At 60.3% G+C, this 15824-nt stretch carries 14 protein-coding genes; all 14 read left to right on the top strand.

What is annotated here, in order from left to right; translation table 11 throughout:
• Window positions 1-40 precede the first annotated feature (40 nt).
• The 14 genes from gspK (at window position 41) to FKG94_RS07105 (ending at window position 15785) form a co-directional block, all read left to right on the top strand.
• A complete protein-coding gene (gspK, locus tag FKG94_RS07170; protein ID WP_179957531.1) occupies window positions 41-1147 on the top strand; it encodes a type II secretion system minor pseudopilin GspK in 1107 nt (368 codons plus the stop codon).
• Window positions 1148-1474: 327 nt separating this feature from the next.
• Window positions 1475-2695 carry a type II secretion system protein GspL gene (gene gspL, locus FKG94_RS07165; RefSeq protein ID WP_246125019.1) on the top strand — a complete coding sequence of 407 codons (1221 nt, stop codon included), beginning with the start codon at window positions 1475-1477 and terminating at the stop codon, window positions 2693-2695.
• 67 nt (window positions 2696-2762) lie between these two features.
• On the top strand, window positions 2763-3245 hold the full coding sequence (gspM, locus tag FKG94_RS07160; RefSeq protein ID WP_142903523.1) for a type II secretion system protein GspM: 483 nt from the start codon (window positions 2763-2765) through the stop codon (window positions 3243-3245).
• Between the two features lie 5 nt (window positions 3246-3250).
• The gene (locus tag FKG94_RS07155) at window positions 3251-4048 is read left to right on the top strand and encodes a type II secretion system protein N (RefSeq protein WP_142903522.1); all 798 of its coding nucleotides are present in this window, start codon (window positions 3251-3253) and stop codon (window positions 4046-4048) included.
• A 22-nt stretch (window positions 4049-4070) separates the two neighbouring features.
• Window positions 4071-5081 carry an FAD:protein FMN transferase gene (locus tag FKG94_RS07150; RefSeq protein ID WP_142903521.1) on the top strand — a complete coding sequence of 337 codons (1011 nt, stop codon included), beginning with the start codon at window positions 4071-4073 and terminating at the stop codon, window positions 5079-5081.
• Between the two features lie 968 nt (window positions 5082-6049).
• Entirely contained in the window at window positions 6050-6550 is a 501-nt protein-coding gene (locus FKG94_RS07145) for an AraC family transcriptional regulator (RefSeq protein ID WP_142903749.1), read from the top strand.
• Window positions 6551-6558: 8 nt separating this feature from the next.
• Window positions 6559-8529 (top strand): coiled-coil domain-containing protein, encoded by a 1971-nt coding sequence (locus FKG94_RS07140; RefSeq protein ID WP_142903520.1) that lies wholly within the window; start codon window positions 6559-6561, stop codon window positions 8527-8529.
• The gene (locus FKG94_RS07135; protein WP_246124992.1) at window positions 8526-11399 is read left to right on the top strand and encodes a tetratricopeptide repeat protein; all 2874 of its coding nucleotides are present in this window, start codon (window positions 8526-8528) and stop codon (window positions 11397-11399) included. Before FKG94_RS07140 ends, FKG94_RS07135 begins: the two co-directional genes overlap by 4 nt.
• A gap of 49 nt (window positions 11400-11448) precedes the next feature.
• Complete coding sequence (locus FKG94_RS07130; RefSeq protein WP_179957530.1) at window positions 11449-12165, top strand: tetratricopeptide repeat protein; 717 nt, start codon at window positions 11449-11451, stop codon at window positions 12163-12165.
• Between the two features lie 2 nt (window positions 12166-12167).
• The gene (locus FKG94_RS07125) at window positions 12168-12452 is read left to right on the top strand and encodes a hypothetical protein (protein WP_142903518.1); all 285 of its coding nucleotides are present in this window, start codon (window positions 12168-12170) and stop codon (window positions 12450-12452) included.
• A gap of 574 nt (window positions 12453-13026) precedes the next feature.
• Window positions 13027-13683, top strand: a complete 657-nt coding sequence (locus FKG94_RS07120; protein WP_179957549.1) for a MotA/TolQ/ExbB proton channel family protein — start codon at window positions 13027-13029, stop codon at window positions 13681-13683.
• A 55-nt stretch (window positions 13684-13738) separates the two neighbouring features.
• Window positions 13739-14299 carry an ExbD/TolR family protein gene (locus tag FKG94_RS07115; protein ID WP_142903747.1) on the top strand — a complete coding sequence of 187 codons (561 nt, stop codon included), beginning with the start codon at window positions 13739-13741 and terminating at the stop codon, window positions 14297-14299.
• Entirely contained in the window at window positions 14296-14829 is a 534-nt protein-coding gene (locus FKG94_RS07110) for an ExbD/TolR family protein (protein ID WP_179957529.1), read from the top strand. The genes FKG94_RS07115 and FKG94_RS07110 overlap by 4 nt, the downstream gene beginning before the upstream one ends.
• Complete coding sequence (locus FKG94_RS07105; RefSeq protein WP_142903516.1) at window positions 14817-15785, top strand: AgmX/PglI C-terminal domain-containing protein; 969 nt, start codon at window positions 14817-14819, stop codon at window positions 15783-15785. The genes FKG94_RS07110 and FKG94_RS07105 overlap by 13 nt, the downstream gene beginning before the upstream one ends.
• Window positions 15786-15824: the final 39 nt, after the last annotated feature.

Here is a 15824-nt window from a genome sequence, read left to right as displayed (position 1 = left end):
GGTGCCTCGAGCCTGGTCTCAATCCTCGTCTCGACGTTCGTTGCAACCTTCGTTTCGGCGGCCGTTTCGAAGACAGACCGGGGCGGCGCTGATTATCGCCCTGCTGATCGTCGCCACCGTGGTGGGCCTGGCGGTGGGTATCGCGGCGGAATTCCAACTCACCGCCGCGCGGGCCGAGAATCGCTGGCACGGGGCCCAGGCGCGCGAGTACCTGTTCGGTTCGGAGTCGCTGGCGGCCTATGCGCTGGCCCAGGATGAGGATATGGATGTCGATCACCTGGCCGAGGCCTGGGCTATGGACCTGCCGCAGTTCCCGGTGGAGGGCGGTTGGGTGGAGCCGCGGCTGATAGACGCCCAGGGGCGGCTCAATATCAACTCACTGGTGGGCAGGGCCTCGGACCCGGGTGGCGGCGCCAGCGCTGAGCCCTGGCAGCGTTTTACCCCCGCCCAACGACGTTTTATGCGACTGTTGCAGACTTACGACGAGTTTCCCGTCGACCAGACGCTGGCCCAGGAAATTACCGTTGCGGTTATCGACTGGCTCGATGCCGACGATCAGCCGTTCGATTTTTCCGGCGCCGAAAGCGACTACTATCGCGGTCTGGAGATACCCTACCGGCCGGCCAACCAGCCGATGAACTCGATCAGTGAGCTGCTGTTGGTGCGGCATATGCCGATAGAGTTGTACAATCTGGTGAAGTACGAGCTGGTGGCGCTGCCGGAGGCGACGGACATCAATGTCAACACCGCCTCGGCGCGGTTGATGAGCACGCTTAACATCCGCTCCGAGCTGACACCCCTGACACTGATTGACGGTGAGTCCATGGTGGCGGGTCGGGGCGACGAGGGTTACGGTAACGTGCGCGAGTTTACCACCTCCGAAACCGTCACCAGTATCCAGAGCCAGGAGGAGCGGGACCAGATTTCCAGTGAGGGGCTGACGGTAAAGAGCAGCCATTTTATGCTGTTGGGCAAAACTCAGATCGGTCGCCAGCGGCGTCATATTACCAGTTTGCTCAAGCGCGACGGCGAGGGCCAGACCAGTGTGGTCTGGCGCCGCGACAACCGCCTGCCGGTGTATCCGCAGCTCGAGCCCGAGGATGAGGAGGAAGGCGCCGACGAGTTGGCGGGCGCGACCTCCAGGTAGCGAACCCCGGACGGGTCCACTGTCGACAGCAAGGCTGTTGGCAAAAAGCGGAACCAAAAGGCGGAAATGGAAGGACAGATGCGAAACAATAATAACCTGTGTTGCCGGACCGGCGCGGAAGTAAGCCGTTATGCTAATAGTTAGTAGAATAAAACCCGATAGGGTAGAGATCGGCACTTTAGGTTTTAGTACTTCAGGTTTCAGTGCTCGAGGTTTTGGTGCCTCAGGTTTCGATAGTCAGGATTTTGCCACCTTAGATGTCGATATATCAGCACCAACCATTCTAAAACCGGATACCACGAAACAAGGGCTCCTGCGTTGAACAAAGTGATCATACATTTCGGGCCGGACCCGGACACCTATTTCTGGCGTGATCTGGGTGCCGACGGCCACTGGCGAGATGTGCCCAGCCGCGGCAATATCGACGCCCTCTGCGCCCACCTGCGCGAGGCGGGCAGCGAGCTTTGGCTACTGCTGCCGGGGGACCATATCGTCTGTGACAAGATGACTTTCAGCGCCAAAGAGAAGCGCCACCTGGCGCGTTTGGTCCCCTTCCAGTTCGAGGAGGCGGTGGCGGCGGACGTCGACGATATGCATTTCGCCCTCTGCGAGCCCGGTGAGGAAAACGTGGCGGTGGCCTACACCGAGCGGGACTGGTTCCGCCAGCGACTGGGCGCTTTCACCAGCCGCGGCGTCGATCTGCACTACTGTGTACCCGAGCCCCTGGTGTTGCCGCGGGCCGACAACGGCTGGACCCTGTCATTCGGCGGCCTCGCCTACGGCGGACAGGTCTCGGTCAGCTATGGCGACAATCTCGGTTTTGCCATTGAGGCCGCCCTGTTGACGCCGGCCCTCGAGGCCCTGCTGGCACAGGCACCGGCGCCGGAGTCGATCCGGCTGCTGGCCGATGACAGCGATGCGCTCGAGACCCTGAGAGCCCTGTTGCCGGCCGATATCGAGGCCGAAGTCGAGGCCGAAACCCTGGACATGTGGGATCGCTGCGACCTGGAGGCCGGCCCGACGCCGCCGATCAACCTGCGCCAGGGGGAATTCGCCCGGCGCCTGCCGTTTGAAAAGTGGTGGCTGGAATGGCGCCAGGTCGCGGCGGTGGCGCTGGTCGCAGTGGTGCTCTACGGCGGCTTGAACCTGGGCGGCTACCAGGTGCTCAAATCGGAGCATCTCAGTTTGCGCCAGCAGACAGAACAGGCCTACCGCACCGCCGTGCCGCGAGGTCGTATCAGCGATCCCGAGAGGCAGCTCAAGACCAAAGTCCAGGCGCTGCAGGGCGGTGGCGAGGGCAGTGGCGCCACCGTGATGATCGGCACCGTGGCGCCGCTGATCGCCGGCAACGAAGAGCTTACCCTGCAGGGGATGAATTACACGGATCAGCGCGGTGAATTGCGGCTGACACTGGAGGCGAAAACCTTTAACGCGATTGAGAAGCTGCGCGTCAGCGTCGAGCAAAAAGGCCTGCAGGCGGAATTGCTCAACTCCAGTGCCCAGGGTGAAGTGCAGCAGGCGCGCATGCGCATCAAGCGACAGATATAGGGGTGAGCGCGGATATGAAGGGCTACAAAGTGAGTAAAGGTTTACGCAGTGAGCGAGGGATCAGGCGGTGAATGGTGCGGCAAAAGAGTGGTTTTTACAACGCGACCGGCGCGAGCAGTTGATCCTGGCGATCGGCGCGGTTTGCCTGTTGATATTTCTGCTCTGGTCAGTGGTGTTGCAACCCTTGCAGAAGGCGCGGGAGGAACAGGCCCGCACCAATGTGATCGCCGCCGAAAAGCTGGCCCGGGTGCAGGAGCTGGCCGCTGAACTCCAGCAGCGCAGTCGCACCGCCGCGGTGCCCCGCTCCCGCGGCAGCATAGCCGACCTGGTGGACCAGACGTTGCGCAAGCACGGCCTGCAGATGCAGGGTTTTCAGCCCAGCAGCAGCGGTGAGGTGAAACTGCGGCTCGACGGGGCGCCGTTCAACAACTTTATGCATTGGATTCACGAACTGGAAAGTCAGCACAGCGTCCAGGTCCGTGAACTGTCGGTGGTGACCGGCAATGTTGCCGGCGAAGTGGTGGCCAATGTGCGCCTGTTTAAGGGGTAGTTGCGGTGACCGATACAGCTACTGGAGCCGATGCCGACGAAAAGCGCCTGAGGCAGCTACCGATCAAGCGTGCACACTGGATTATCGCCGCCGTACTCCTGTGGCTGGGGATGGTGCTGACGTCGATACCGGCGGCCTGGGGTGCCTGGTTGCTGCAGAGCCTGACGCCGCTGCAGATGGGTCAGGTATCGGGCAGTTTCTGGTCCGGCCGCGCCGCCTCTGCCGCCGTGCAGATCGAGGGTCAGGTATTGCCCCTGGGTACGCTGCGGTGGCAGTTTCGGCCACTGTCCCTATTGTGGCTGCAACCCTGCGTCGACTTTGAGACCGCCCTGCAGCGGCAGAAACTCAGCGGCCGCGGTTGCGGCGGACCGGCCGGCTGGCGCCTGGCCGACGGCGAGTTCAACGGCGCGGCGGCCCTGCTGAGTCTCTGGTGGCAGGAGTTGCAGCTGGACGGCGACCTGTCCGTGCAGATTCAGTCTGCCAAAGGCGATGGCCCCAATCTCGGTGCTATCGACGGCAATATCAACTGGCGCGGGGCGCGGTTTCAATACGGGCGCACCTGGATGAGTCTGGGCAGCTTTGCCGCCAAGCTGAAGGAAGACGGTGAGGGCGGCGTCAACGCCGAGGTATTTGATCTGGACGGCCCCATCGAGCTGCGGCTGCAGGTTAACGCCCGTGAAACCCTGTCTTTCTCCGGCACCATCAAGCCGCGCGAGGGTGCGCCGGCGCCGCTGTTCCAGGCGCTGCCGATGATCGGCGAACGCGGCGCCGATGGCGGCTATGCCGTCAGCTGGTCGTTCTGAGCGATCGCAGGCGCAGTCGTCAATGCCAACCGCTCCCAACCTCGTCCTGTCGCTGTTACTGCGCACTTTGCTGCTGTCGCTGGGCGTCTGCACGACGCTGGCGGCCCGCGCCGAATGGTTCAGTGACAGCCAGCCGATCATGGGCACCGAGGTCAGTGTCACGCTCTGGCATACTGACGCGGCCGCCGCCGAGCGCGCCATCGCGGCGGTGATGGCCGAGGCGCGCCGCCTTGACAATACCCTGAGCCCCTACAAAACAGACAGCGACTTATCTCGCCTCAACGCCACCGCTTTTGGCGAGGTTGTACCCATCAGCGCGGAAATGCAGATGCTGATCGATAAGTCTCTCTATTACAGCCGCCTGAGCGAGGGCGCCTTCGATATCAGTTTCGCCTCGGTCGGCGGCCGCTACGACTATCGTGAGGGACGCCAACCCAGTGGTGAACAGCGCCGGCAACTGTTGCCCGCCATCGACTACCGCCTGATTACCCTGGACCGCGAGCGCCGCACCCTGGCGTTCGGCCACCCGGATTTGCGCATCGACCTGGGGGGCATCGCCAAGGGCTATGCCGTCGACCTGGCGGCGCGGAAACTGCGCCAACTCGGTATCACCCACGCCAGTGTCAGCGCCGGCGGCGACAGCCGCGTGATCGGCGACAAGCGCGGCCGCCCCTGGATGGTCGGGGTCAAGAACCCCCGCGCCCGGGACCGGGTTGCGGTGCTGCTGCCATTGAGCGACGCCGCGGTGTCCACCTCGGGGGATTACGAGCGCTATTTTATCGACCAGCAGACCGGGGAGCGGGTGCACCACATCCTCAATCCCCGCACCGGTCGCTCGGCGACCGGTATTGCCAGTGTCAGTGTGGTGGGACCGCGGGGGTTTGACACCGACCCGCTGTCGACCACCGTATTTGTACTGGGAGTGGAAAAGGGCCTCGCCCTGTTAAACCGCCTAAAGGATTTTGATGGCGTCATTATCGACTCGGCCGGCAAGCTGCACTACAGTCAGGGTTTGATGCCGCCGAAAGAATGATTTTGACGCCAATTGTCATATTGGGCCCGATATTCGGGTTTTTCCGCACAGTTGCCTGCCGAATTTATCAAGTTGTGGTCCATGCCGCACAAAAATTGGCATTGTCACTATAAACTTGGCACTTATCGATGCTTTCTAACGGAAAAGAAAGAGACGGGCTGACGGAAAAGAAATGCCGGATTCTGCTGCAGTAACGCCATCCGCCAAGCGGTGGTAACAGCGCCGGCGCCCCTGCGACTGCGGCTTAGGGGCCGGGCTCCCGGCGGCTGCGGGACAGTGCGGGAAGACAGGGCGCTGTACCTAGTGCCGCTGTTGCCGCCTGCAAGGTGGCGGTGACTGGGTAGTAAGCGGATATTTATCGGCACGTTTAATTGTCATTCGCCTAGGCTTAAATTGTTCGCCTAGGATTAATACTGGAAGGCTAACCGCGGGGCGAGATATCAGCCGGAATTGAGAAGCCCCTGGCTAAAGGGATAACGGGCCTTCAGCTAAAGGGATTAGAGAGCCCTCGGCTAGAGGGATTAGAGAGCCCTCAGCCAGAGGGATTAGAGAGCCCTCAGCCAGAGGGATTAGAGAGCCCTCAGCCAGAGGGATTAGAGAGCCTTCAGCCAGAGGGATTAGAGAGCCCTCAGCTAAAGGGACATAGAGGGCCCTAAGCCAAACAACATAAGCCACATAATTAAAGAGCAACAGACACAGAATCAGAGAGTTATCGCATGAAGCGCACAACCAATCCGTCAACCGGCCGATTCACCCTGTGTATCGCCGCTGTCAGTTTGTTACTCGGTACCGCTGTCTATGCCCAGGAGCCGGCCGAGACGATTGCCGACCCCGATCCGGCGACGATGGCGCAGGACATAGAGCCCGATGCAACCGCCGGCAACGATACGGACCCCGCCGCGCAGACCTCCGATCCGATGGCCGACCCTGTGTTGGACACGGAACCCGGGGCGCAGGACCCGGAGCCAATGCCCGGCGCCGAATTCGAGGCACCGGTGCTGCCGGCCGGCGATGAACCCGCCGCACCCCTGAGCGAGCAGGTGGAGGACCTCAAACAGACAGTGCTGGAGCTGAATCGCGACCTGTTGATTCTGGAAGAGGAATTGCTCTTCCCCGCCAACACCCAGGTCGCCCTGTTCGTCTCCATGGACGTGGGTGAATTCTTCGAACTGGATGCGGTAAAGGTGAAAATCGGCGATAAACTGGTGGCCAGTCATCTCTATACCCCGCGCCAGGTCGATGCCCTGTTCCGCGGCGGCGTGCAGCGGCTGTTTCTCGGCAACCTGAAATCCGGCAGCCACGAAGTGACGGCATTTTTCACCGGCAAAGGCCCGGGGGGACGCGAGTACAAGCGCGGCGCCACCGTCACCCTGGAGAAGGAACAGGAGCCCAAGGCGCTGGAGTTGCGTATTGTCGACTCCACCACCAAGCTGCAACCGGTCTTCGATATCAAAGAATGGCAGTTGTGAGACCTCAGGTGCAGACCCCTCGGCTTGTAACGCTGTTCCTGAGCCTCTGGCTATCGGCCGGTTCCGGCGGGGCCGTGGCGGCCAAGCCGTTGAGTTCGGTGGCGGATTTACGCTACGGCGTCACCCTGTATCACTACTACCAGGATCACTACCTGGCCGCCCTCACCGAGCTGATGGTGGCCGAGGCCCGCGGCGGTATCAAGGGCCACGGTGATAATCCGGAGTTGATGGCCGGCGGTATCAGTCTCGCATTTGGCATGGAGCGCCGCGCCGGTGAGACCTTTACCCGCCTGCTCGACGGCAGCCGCCCGCGGGATGTGCGCAACGCCGCCTGGTTTTATCTGGGCAAGTTGCGTTACCTGCGCAGCGACTGGGACGGTGCCGAAGCGAGCCTCGGCAATATTCGCGGTAACTTCGACGACGAACTGCTGCAGGAGCTGGCCGCGCTCCAGGTCAACCTCGCCATCAAGCGGGGCGGTCTCGAGCGGGCCCGGCGGCTGCTGAAAAAGGGCGACCGTTATCTCGGCAACTGGCTGCCCTATGTCCACTACAACCTGGGTGTTGCCTACAGCCGCGATCAGGATTACGAGACGGCCATCAGGCACTACGCCGCCCTCGGTAAGCTGCGCTTGATGCAGGACGCCGATACCCTCGAAGAACACCTGGCACTGAACGATAAAGCCCTCACTGCCGCCGGCTACACCTTGATGTTGCAGGGGCTGCACGCCGATGCGCTGGGTCAGTTCACCCAGGTGCGGCTGGAAAGCCCCATGTCCAACCGGGCACTGCTTGGCTACGGCTGGGCGGCGGCGCAGACCGGCGACTACGCCGTGGCGCTCAAGCCCTGGCAGGCCCTGAGCCGGCGCTCACTGGTACACGCCTCTACTCAAGAGGCGGTGCTGGCGGTGCCCTATGCCTATGAGAAGCTGGGCTCTGCCGGCGAAGCGCTGGGGGCGTTTCTCAATGCCGAGAATGTCTTTCAGCAGGAAATTGCCCGCATCGACCAGGTGCTCGAAGAGCTCCAGAACCAGGCGCTGCTGGCGGCGTTGCGGGTCAGTGAGGACAGCAATCGCAACTGGTTTGCCATCGACAAGACCACCGCCGTCAAACCCCACCTGAGCTACCTGACGGAATTGTTTGCCAGCAACCGCTTCCAGGGCTCGGTGCAGGAACTGCGCGATCTGTTGCGCATGCAGACCCGTCTCGGGCAGTGGGTGGAAAAACTTGACGCCTACCAGTTGATGTTGGACGAGCGGGAAATCGCCCGCGGCAAAAAACTGCAACTGGTCGCCGCGCGGCAACTACTGCAACAAAAAAACCGATTGGTGGCCCACCGCGAAGCCCTGGCGACACGGATCGAAACCATCGCCGCCGAGCGCGATTACCTGGCCATCGCCAGTGCCGATACCGCTTCGCTCTACGAAATTGCCGAGCGCGCGCGCGTCGGTATGGAACGGCTCGAGGCGGCCGGGGAAGATATTGAAGATTACAGGACACCGCTGCGGCGCTTTCGCGGCATGCTGCTGTGGACCGCCAGTGAGGCGTTTGCCGATCACCTCTGGGAAAACCGCAGGACGCTCGGCGAGCTGGACGCGGCGCTACAGGAACTGGAACGCAATCAACAGCGCCTCGAAGGTGTTATCAACACGGCGCCGGATATCGAGCCCTACCGACAGCGGCTGCAGTCCGCGCGGGCCCGGGTGCAGAGTCACAGTGACAAAGTCAATGCGGCGGTAGCCCTGGCGGAATCCAGCCTGCGCCGGCAGGTATCGGAAGAAATTCTCTCCCAGCGCCGGCGCCTGCGTCACTACCTGGCCCAGGCGCGCCTCTCAGTGGCGCGCCTTTATGATGCGTCCCTGGAGGACGAAATCTCGCTCGAGGAAGACTCACCTGAAGCAGACGCGCCGGCGCAACAGACCCCGGTCGGAGGTCAGGCCGCGGCGGCTCAGAGCACAGCGGTGCGGGAGGGGCAGCCATGAGTCCGGCGCTGCGCAAAAGCACCGTCGCCGCGCTGGTGCTGGCCGTTCTGGGGCAGGGTTGCGCCTGGTTTGGCGATGGTGATATCGACCGCGGACCCACCCTGGCGGAACTGGAACCGGCGCAACTGCCCGACCCCGAAATCAAAATTCCCAAGGTGACCCTGGAAGATATCGAAAACAGTTACCGCGGCGCCCTGGAAGTGGCCGAGGACCCGGAAGTGCGGCGCAAAATCCTGGTGCGCCTGGCGGGGCTGGAAATGGCCCGCAGCGAGCAGACCCAACTGGCGGCCACCGAGGTGCGCCGGTTTTTCGACGGCGCCATAGACATGTACGAGGAGCTGATCGAACTGCAGGAGGCACACACCGACACCGATACCCTGCGCTACCAGCTGGCCAAAGCTTACGCGCTGGATGGTCGGGTTGAGGAATCAGCCGCGGTGCTCGACAAGTTGGCGGCGGATTATCCGCAGTCGTCGCTGATTGCCGAGGCCCAGTTCCGCCGCGCCGAACGGTTTTTCAGCGAGGGCAACTATGCCGCGGCAGAGGCAGCCTATGCCGCGGTTATGGCGGTCGGTGAGGAGTCCCCGTTTTATCACAACGCCCTTTACATGCACGGCTGGTCCCAGTTCAAACGCAATAACTATCGCGCCTCCCTGGGTTCATTCACTAAGGTGCTCGATGCGATTACACCGCCCAACGGCGACTTTGCCAGTCTCGACGGGCCGCAACGCAGCCTCTCTGAAGATACCCTGCGGGTGATGAGCCTGGTGTTTTCTTATCTCGACGGCGCCCAGACCATAACCGAGGTTTACCGGCAACTGGGCGAGCGTCCCTATCACCACCAGCTCTACGATCGCCTCGGTAAACTCTATCTGGACAAGCGCCGTTTCCGCGACAGTGCCGACACCTTTATTCACTATGTGAAGAACTACCCCGTATCTGACTACTCGCCGGCGTTTAGCGTGCGCACCATCAAAGTGTACGAGTTGGGTAATTTCCCCAGCCTGATCCTGCCGGCCAAAGAAGCGTTCGTGCGCGGCTACGGCATCCACAGCCAGTACTGGGGCATGAAGGAAGAACCGATTCGCAACGAACTGCGCACCTACCTGCACGTTTACATTCCGGAGCTGGCCAAGTACTACCACGCCGAGGCCCAGCAGTTAAAACAAGCACCCAAAGCCAAGCAAAAAGCGGCGGACGACGCGCAGGAAAAAGGCTTGTCACCGGCCCAGCGGCTCGCCAAACAGCGCCAGACCTATCTGACCGCCGCCGGTTGGTACCAGGAATTTGTCGACACCTTTCCCAAGGACAAGCAGACGCCGGAGATGGTATTCCTGATGGCCGAAACCTTTTACGAGGCCCGCCAGCTGCCCCGTGCCATCGACGCTTACGAGCGCGTCGCTTACCATTATCTCGACAAAAAGCACGGGCCCGAAGCCGGCTATTCCGCGATCCTGGCGGCACAGGAATTGATCGAGCAGGCACCGGCCGAGACCCGGCAGGTCTGGGCCCAGCGCAAAATTGACAACGCCCTCAACTTTGCCGACTACTACGCCACCGACAAGCGCGCCCCGGGTGTCCTGACCCAGGCTGCCCAGGCCCTGCTGGAGCAGGGCGAGCATGAAAAAGCAGTGGCCGCCGCCCGCCGTATCACCGAGTGGCAGCCCCCGGCGGCCACCGAGTTGCGCCGCACCGCCTGGCTGGTGCAGGGCCACGGCCTGTTTGACCTGCAGCGCTACGCCGAGGCCGAAGTCGCTTACCGCTCGGTATTGCAGTTGCTAAATCCCAAAGACCCGGACCGCGCTAAGATCGAGGAGCGCGTTGCCGCCAGTATCTTTAAAACCGCCGAGCAGTCCCTGGCGGCGGGCAACAAGGCCCAGGCAGTGGAACAACTGCTGCGGGTGCGGGCGGCGACACCGGGATCGGAAATTGCCATCAAAGCCCAGTACGACGCCGCCAACTATCTGATGGAACTGCAGCGTTGGGACGAAGCGGAGCGCGAGCTGACGGATTTTCGCGCCCGCTTCCCCGGCCACAGTCTGAGCGCCAAGATACCGGCCAAGCTGGTCGTGGTCTACCAGGCCATGCAGAGTTGGGAGCTGGCTGCCGACACCCTCGGCGGTGTCGCCAAATCCGATCCGGACCCCAATGTACGGCGCCAATCGCTGTTCCTGGCGGCGGAGCTGTATGAAAAAGGTGAGCGCCGCGGCGATGCCATCGCGCAGTACCGCCAATACGCCAACACCTATCCCGAGCCGTTCGATATCGCGATGGAGGCGAAATTCAAACTGCAGGAACTCTATCTCGCCGACAAGCAGCCCGGCAAACGGCGCTTCTGGCTGCGCAAGATCGTCGACGGCGATGCCAGGGCCGGCGCCAAGCGCACCGACCGCTCCCGTTACATGGCGGCGTTTTCGTCGACGGAACTGGCCCATGACACCTATCAGAACTTTGTGCGCATACCGCTTAAGTTACCTTTGCAACGAAGTCTCAAGAACAAGAAAAAGGCCTTGCAGGACACCCTGGCAGCTTATAAAAAGATCCTGGACTACGGCGTGGCCGAGTTCGCCACCCAGGCAAACTTTCGGATCGGTGAAGTCTATTCGCGCCTGAGCAGTGACCTGATGGACTCGGAGCGGCCCAAGGACCTGGACGCACTGGCCCTCGAACAGTACGAAGTGTTGCTCGAGGAACAGGCCTTCCCGTTCGAAGAAAAGGCGATCGAAATACACGAAGCCAACGCTCAACGCAGTTGGACCGGGCTCTACGACGACTGGGTCAAGCAGAGCTTCGAATCACTGGCCCGGCTGCTGCCGGGGCGCTACCAGAAGTCGGAAACCGTGGTGAAGTACAGTGAAACTATTTATTAACAGCGCGGTGCTTTTTATTAAAGCTGCGATGCCGTCTGTCAAGAGCACGATGCTTTTTATTAAAAGCCCAGCGCTTGGTCCCCGCGTCAACTGGCTGGCGGCGGCGCTGCTGAGCGTGACGCTGGCCGGCTGCAGCCAGTTTGGCGGCCTCGGCAAACCCGCGCCCGGGCAGCGGCCCGCCGCCCAGGCGCCGGCCGATGAAACACAAGGTGTGGCGGGAGCCGATCCCACCTTGACCCCCAACCCTTACCTGGCCAACCCGGTAGACGCACCCCGCCAGGCCCAGGCCCTGTTCGGCCAGGCGCTGGCGGCGCTACGGGCAGAACAGTGGCAGAAGGCCGAGGTGTTGTTGCAGGAACTGACGGTGGAGCACCCGACGTTGTCCGGTCCCTGGCTCAACCTCGGCATCGTCTACCACCACACCGAACGCCTGCCCCAGGCCGAAGAGGCATTGAACCAGGCGATCGCGGCCAACGGCAAAAACCTCGATGCCTACAACCAACTGGCGGTTATCAAGCGCCACCAGGGCGACTTTGCCGCGGCGGAAAAACTATACCTGCAGGCATTGGATGTCTGGCCGCAACACGCCGCCTCGCACCGCAACCTGGGTATTTTGTATGACCTTTATCTCGGTCAGTTCGACAAAGCGCTGGGGCATTTTGAATCCTACCAGCAGTTGCAGGCGCAACCCGACCGACAGATAACCGGTTGGATCGCGGACTTAAAACGCCGCCTGCAAAACGTCGCGCAAGTGGAGGGACGATAGTGATGGCAACTGCAGTGAGAAGTGTCGCCCTGTGTGCGACTTTATTGTGCATCGGTGCTGCGCAGGCACAGGAAGCCGTTATCAATATGGAGTCGACGATCAAAGGGAACCAGGAGCAGCCAACAGTTTTATACATTGTGCCCTGGAAACCCCCGGAGGGCTCCGAGGCGTTGTACCAATCCGTCGACAGTCAGTTGCAGGCGGTTTTTTCCCACGTGGAGCGCACAGAATTTCGGCGCCAGTTGCAATATATAAAAGAAATGTCGGACGTACAGGAAAAACAATAGATATCGGTATAAACACAGGCGGAATTCACCCAAAAACGGACACCTTAATGCCGCAACTTCTATTAAAATAAATGTCGCGGGAGTTTGCTTTCGGTACGGAAATTTTACATTCAGACTAAGTTGGCGTAAAAAACGCTGTGCCTGTCACGGTAATTTTTCTGAATAACGGGCATAGTTGCAGTAATGTTTCAATAGTAGTGCCGATAGTAGTGCCGATAGTGGTTTCGAGAACGGATTCGACACAGGCTGAAACTCGTGCACTGACCAGGAAGTGTTTTCATTCAAGTGGCACTTAGGTCTCGATGGGGGAATAGCCCCGCGAGACTTTCGCCAGCAGGGATGCTGGAGAAAAGCCTACATGGATGTATTTACGGCGTGTCTCGCGGGGCTATTCCCCCATCGAGACCGCCTCAGCTAAGGACACCAAACTGCTTGTTCGGTGAAAATTTCTAACAACAGTATCGACAACGATTCCAGCAATCGTTTGAGTAACAGGCTACGGTTAATAAGGTAGTTTACTTTTAAAAACCCACCCACTGATGCGAGTAGAGGAGGCAGAGGGTTTATGGACTTCATGACCACCATCGTGCGTTTTTTTCAAAGCGGCGGCCCTTTTATGTACCCGATTGCGGTTGTACTGGTAATTGGTTTGGCCGTTGTACTGGAGCGTTGGCTGTTTTTAACCCACGCTAAAATGTCCAATCGCCGGGCCTTCAATCGCATTCTGCCGATGCTGAGCAAGAGGGATTATAAAAGCGTCGTCAGTTTCGCCAAGTCCGACAATGCGCCGGTGGCCCGTATTATCGCCTCCGGTGTGGCGCGCATGAGCCAGACCCAGCGCCGTGACGAGATTGAATTCGCCATGGAAGAAGGCGTGATGGAGGCGGTGCCGCGACTCGAGAAGCGCACCAGCTACCTGGCCACACTCGCCAATATCGCCACCCTGCTCGGCCTGCTCGGTACCATTATCGGTCTGATTGCCGCCTTTACCGCGGTGGCCAATGCCGATCCCACAGAAAAAGCATCGCTGTTGTCACAAAGTATTTCCGTGGCTATGAACACCACCGCGTTTGGTTTGATCTCGGCGATTCCGCTGTTGTTGTTTCACGCCATGTTGCAAACCAAAACCACTGAGATTGTCGACAGCCTGGAGATGGCCGGCGTCAAATGCCTGAACCTGATGGCCGATGCCCGCCTGATGGCGGCCAAGTCCCGTGCCAGTGACGGCTGAGAGCTGAAAAGCTCCGTCTCAATTCAATCAATCAAGTGGTGACGTTTCGACCATGATGCGAAGACGACGTTTGGCCAATAAAGAGGCAGAGTTAGATATCACCTCTTTTATGAACCTGATGATTGTGCTGGTTCCGGTGCTGTTGATGAGTATGGTGTTTTCCCACATTACTGTACTCGATCTGAAGTTACCGGATATGGCGGCATCGGATGACAAAAAAGACGAACAGCAGGAAAAGCAATTGGAGCTGGTGATTCGCGACGACTACATCGATGTGAATTATCCGGCGGGCATTCGCCTCAAGCGTATTGAAAAAGTCGCGCCCGATGAAGAGGCGGCGACTGCGAAGCTCCGCTACGATTTCAAACTTCTATCCGATGTCCTGCAGGAAGTGAAACGCCAGTTGCGTGAGAAAGGCATAGAAAAACGCGATATCCTGATTTTGTCCGAAGCCGATACCGACTACCAGACCATCGTCAGTACCATGGATACCGTGCGCTCCTTCAAGGCGGTGGTGGCCGCCTCGGAAGTCGACGCCGAGCTGTTTCCGGATATTTCCCTGGGTGACGCCCCGGAAGGCGAAGCGCTGGTGAGCGTGGGGAGTGCCGGTAAATGAAACAGAATTTACGCGCCCGCCGCATGGCCCGCCATCACAAACGCCTGAAGCAGACTTCGAAACTGAATCTGGTGTCGTTGATGGATATCTTCACCATCCTGGTGTTCTTTTTGTTGGTGAACTCCTCCGATGTGGAAGTGCTGCAAAGCAACAAGTCCATTAAGCTGCCGGAGTCGGTGGCCGAGAAAAAACCCGATGCCACCCTGGTCGTTATGCTCAACCAGACTGATATTGTCGTAGCCGGCCGTTCCCTGGTGCCGGTCGCCACAGTATTGGGGCGCGAGGAAAACGATATCAAGGAGCTGACCGAAGAACTCGAGTACCAGGCATCGCGGCGGCCGCTGACCGAATCGGAGAAAAAGAAAGGCCGCGCCGTGACGATTATGGGGGATGAGTCCATACCCTATGCCCTGCTCAAGCGCATTATGACTACCTGCGCCGCGGCCGATTACCGCGATATCTCGCTGGCGGTAACGCGGGTGGCGCCGGGTACTCCCGATGCAGAGGAGGGCCTGGCGTGGCAGCAATAGTCCTCAGAGGTCCGAGTCTCCAGCTACCCTGGCAGTCCACCATTGAGGACAACCAGCGGTTTCACCGCATCCTCAAGATTCTGCTGGTGTCACTGCTGGTGGTCGGTTTGGTGATACCGTTTATTCCGGTGCCGGAGCCCGAGCGTAAAGAATTGGAGGAGCTGCCGCCGCAGCTGGCCCAGGTGATTCTGGAAAAGAAGGAGTTGCCCAAGCCGAAACCCAAACCCAAGCCAAAACCCAAGCCCAAGGAAAAGCCGAAAGAAAAACCCAAGGAAAAGCCCAAGCCCGAGCCGAAACCCGAGCCTAAGCCGAAACCGAAGCCCGAGCCCAAGCCGGTGGAAATCGTGCAGAAGGCGAAGGAAAAAGCGGCGACCAGCGGCTTGATGCAGTTTAAGGACGACTTGGCGGCCATGCGCGACACGCTGGATATGGCCGACGTCGCCAATACCAACCTCACCCGTAACCAGGCGGCGGCTAGAAAGGTCGACCGCTCGGTGATCACCAGCCAGGCCCGCGGCACCAGTGGCGGCATCAGCACCGCCTCCCTGAGTCGCGATACCGGCGGTGTGGCCTTGTCCGGCCGGGAAACCACCAAGGTGGATACACCGGTGGCGTTGCAGGGTGCCAAGGGCGCCAAATCCCAGTCCGGTGGCGGGCGCGAGCGCTCAGCGCGCAGCGATGAAGAAGTTCGCAAGATCATGGATCGCAACAAAGATGCTATCTTTGCCATCTACAACCGCGCACTGCGCAAAAACCCGGCGCTGCAGGGCAAGGTGACCGTGCAACTGGTAATCGAGCCGGGCGGCCAGGTGGCATCGGTGAAAATTATCTCCAGCGAGTTGAACGACGATGCGCTGGAGAAAAAGTTGATGGCCCGCCTGCGCTTGATAGCGTTTAGTGCGAGTAACGTCCTGCGGACCACGCTGAACTATTCGTTCGACTTCCTGCCTTATTGAGCCCGATCGCTGATAGCCACCCCCGATATCGATCTACCG

The sequence above is a fragment of the Exilibacterium tricleocarpae genome, assembly GCF_007004655.1.
Lineage (GTDB): Bacteria > Pseudomonadota > Gammaproteobacteria > Pseudomonadales > Cellvibrionaceae > Exilibacterium > Exilibacterium tricleocarpae.
This window is presented reverse-complemented; position numbering and strand designations above follow the sequence as displayed.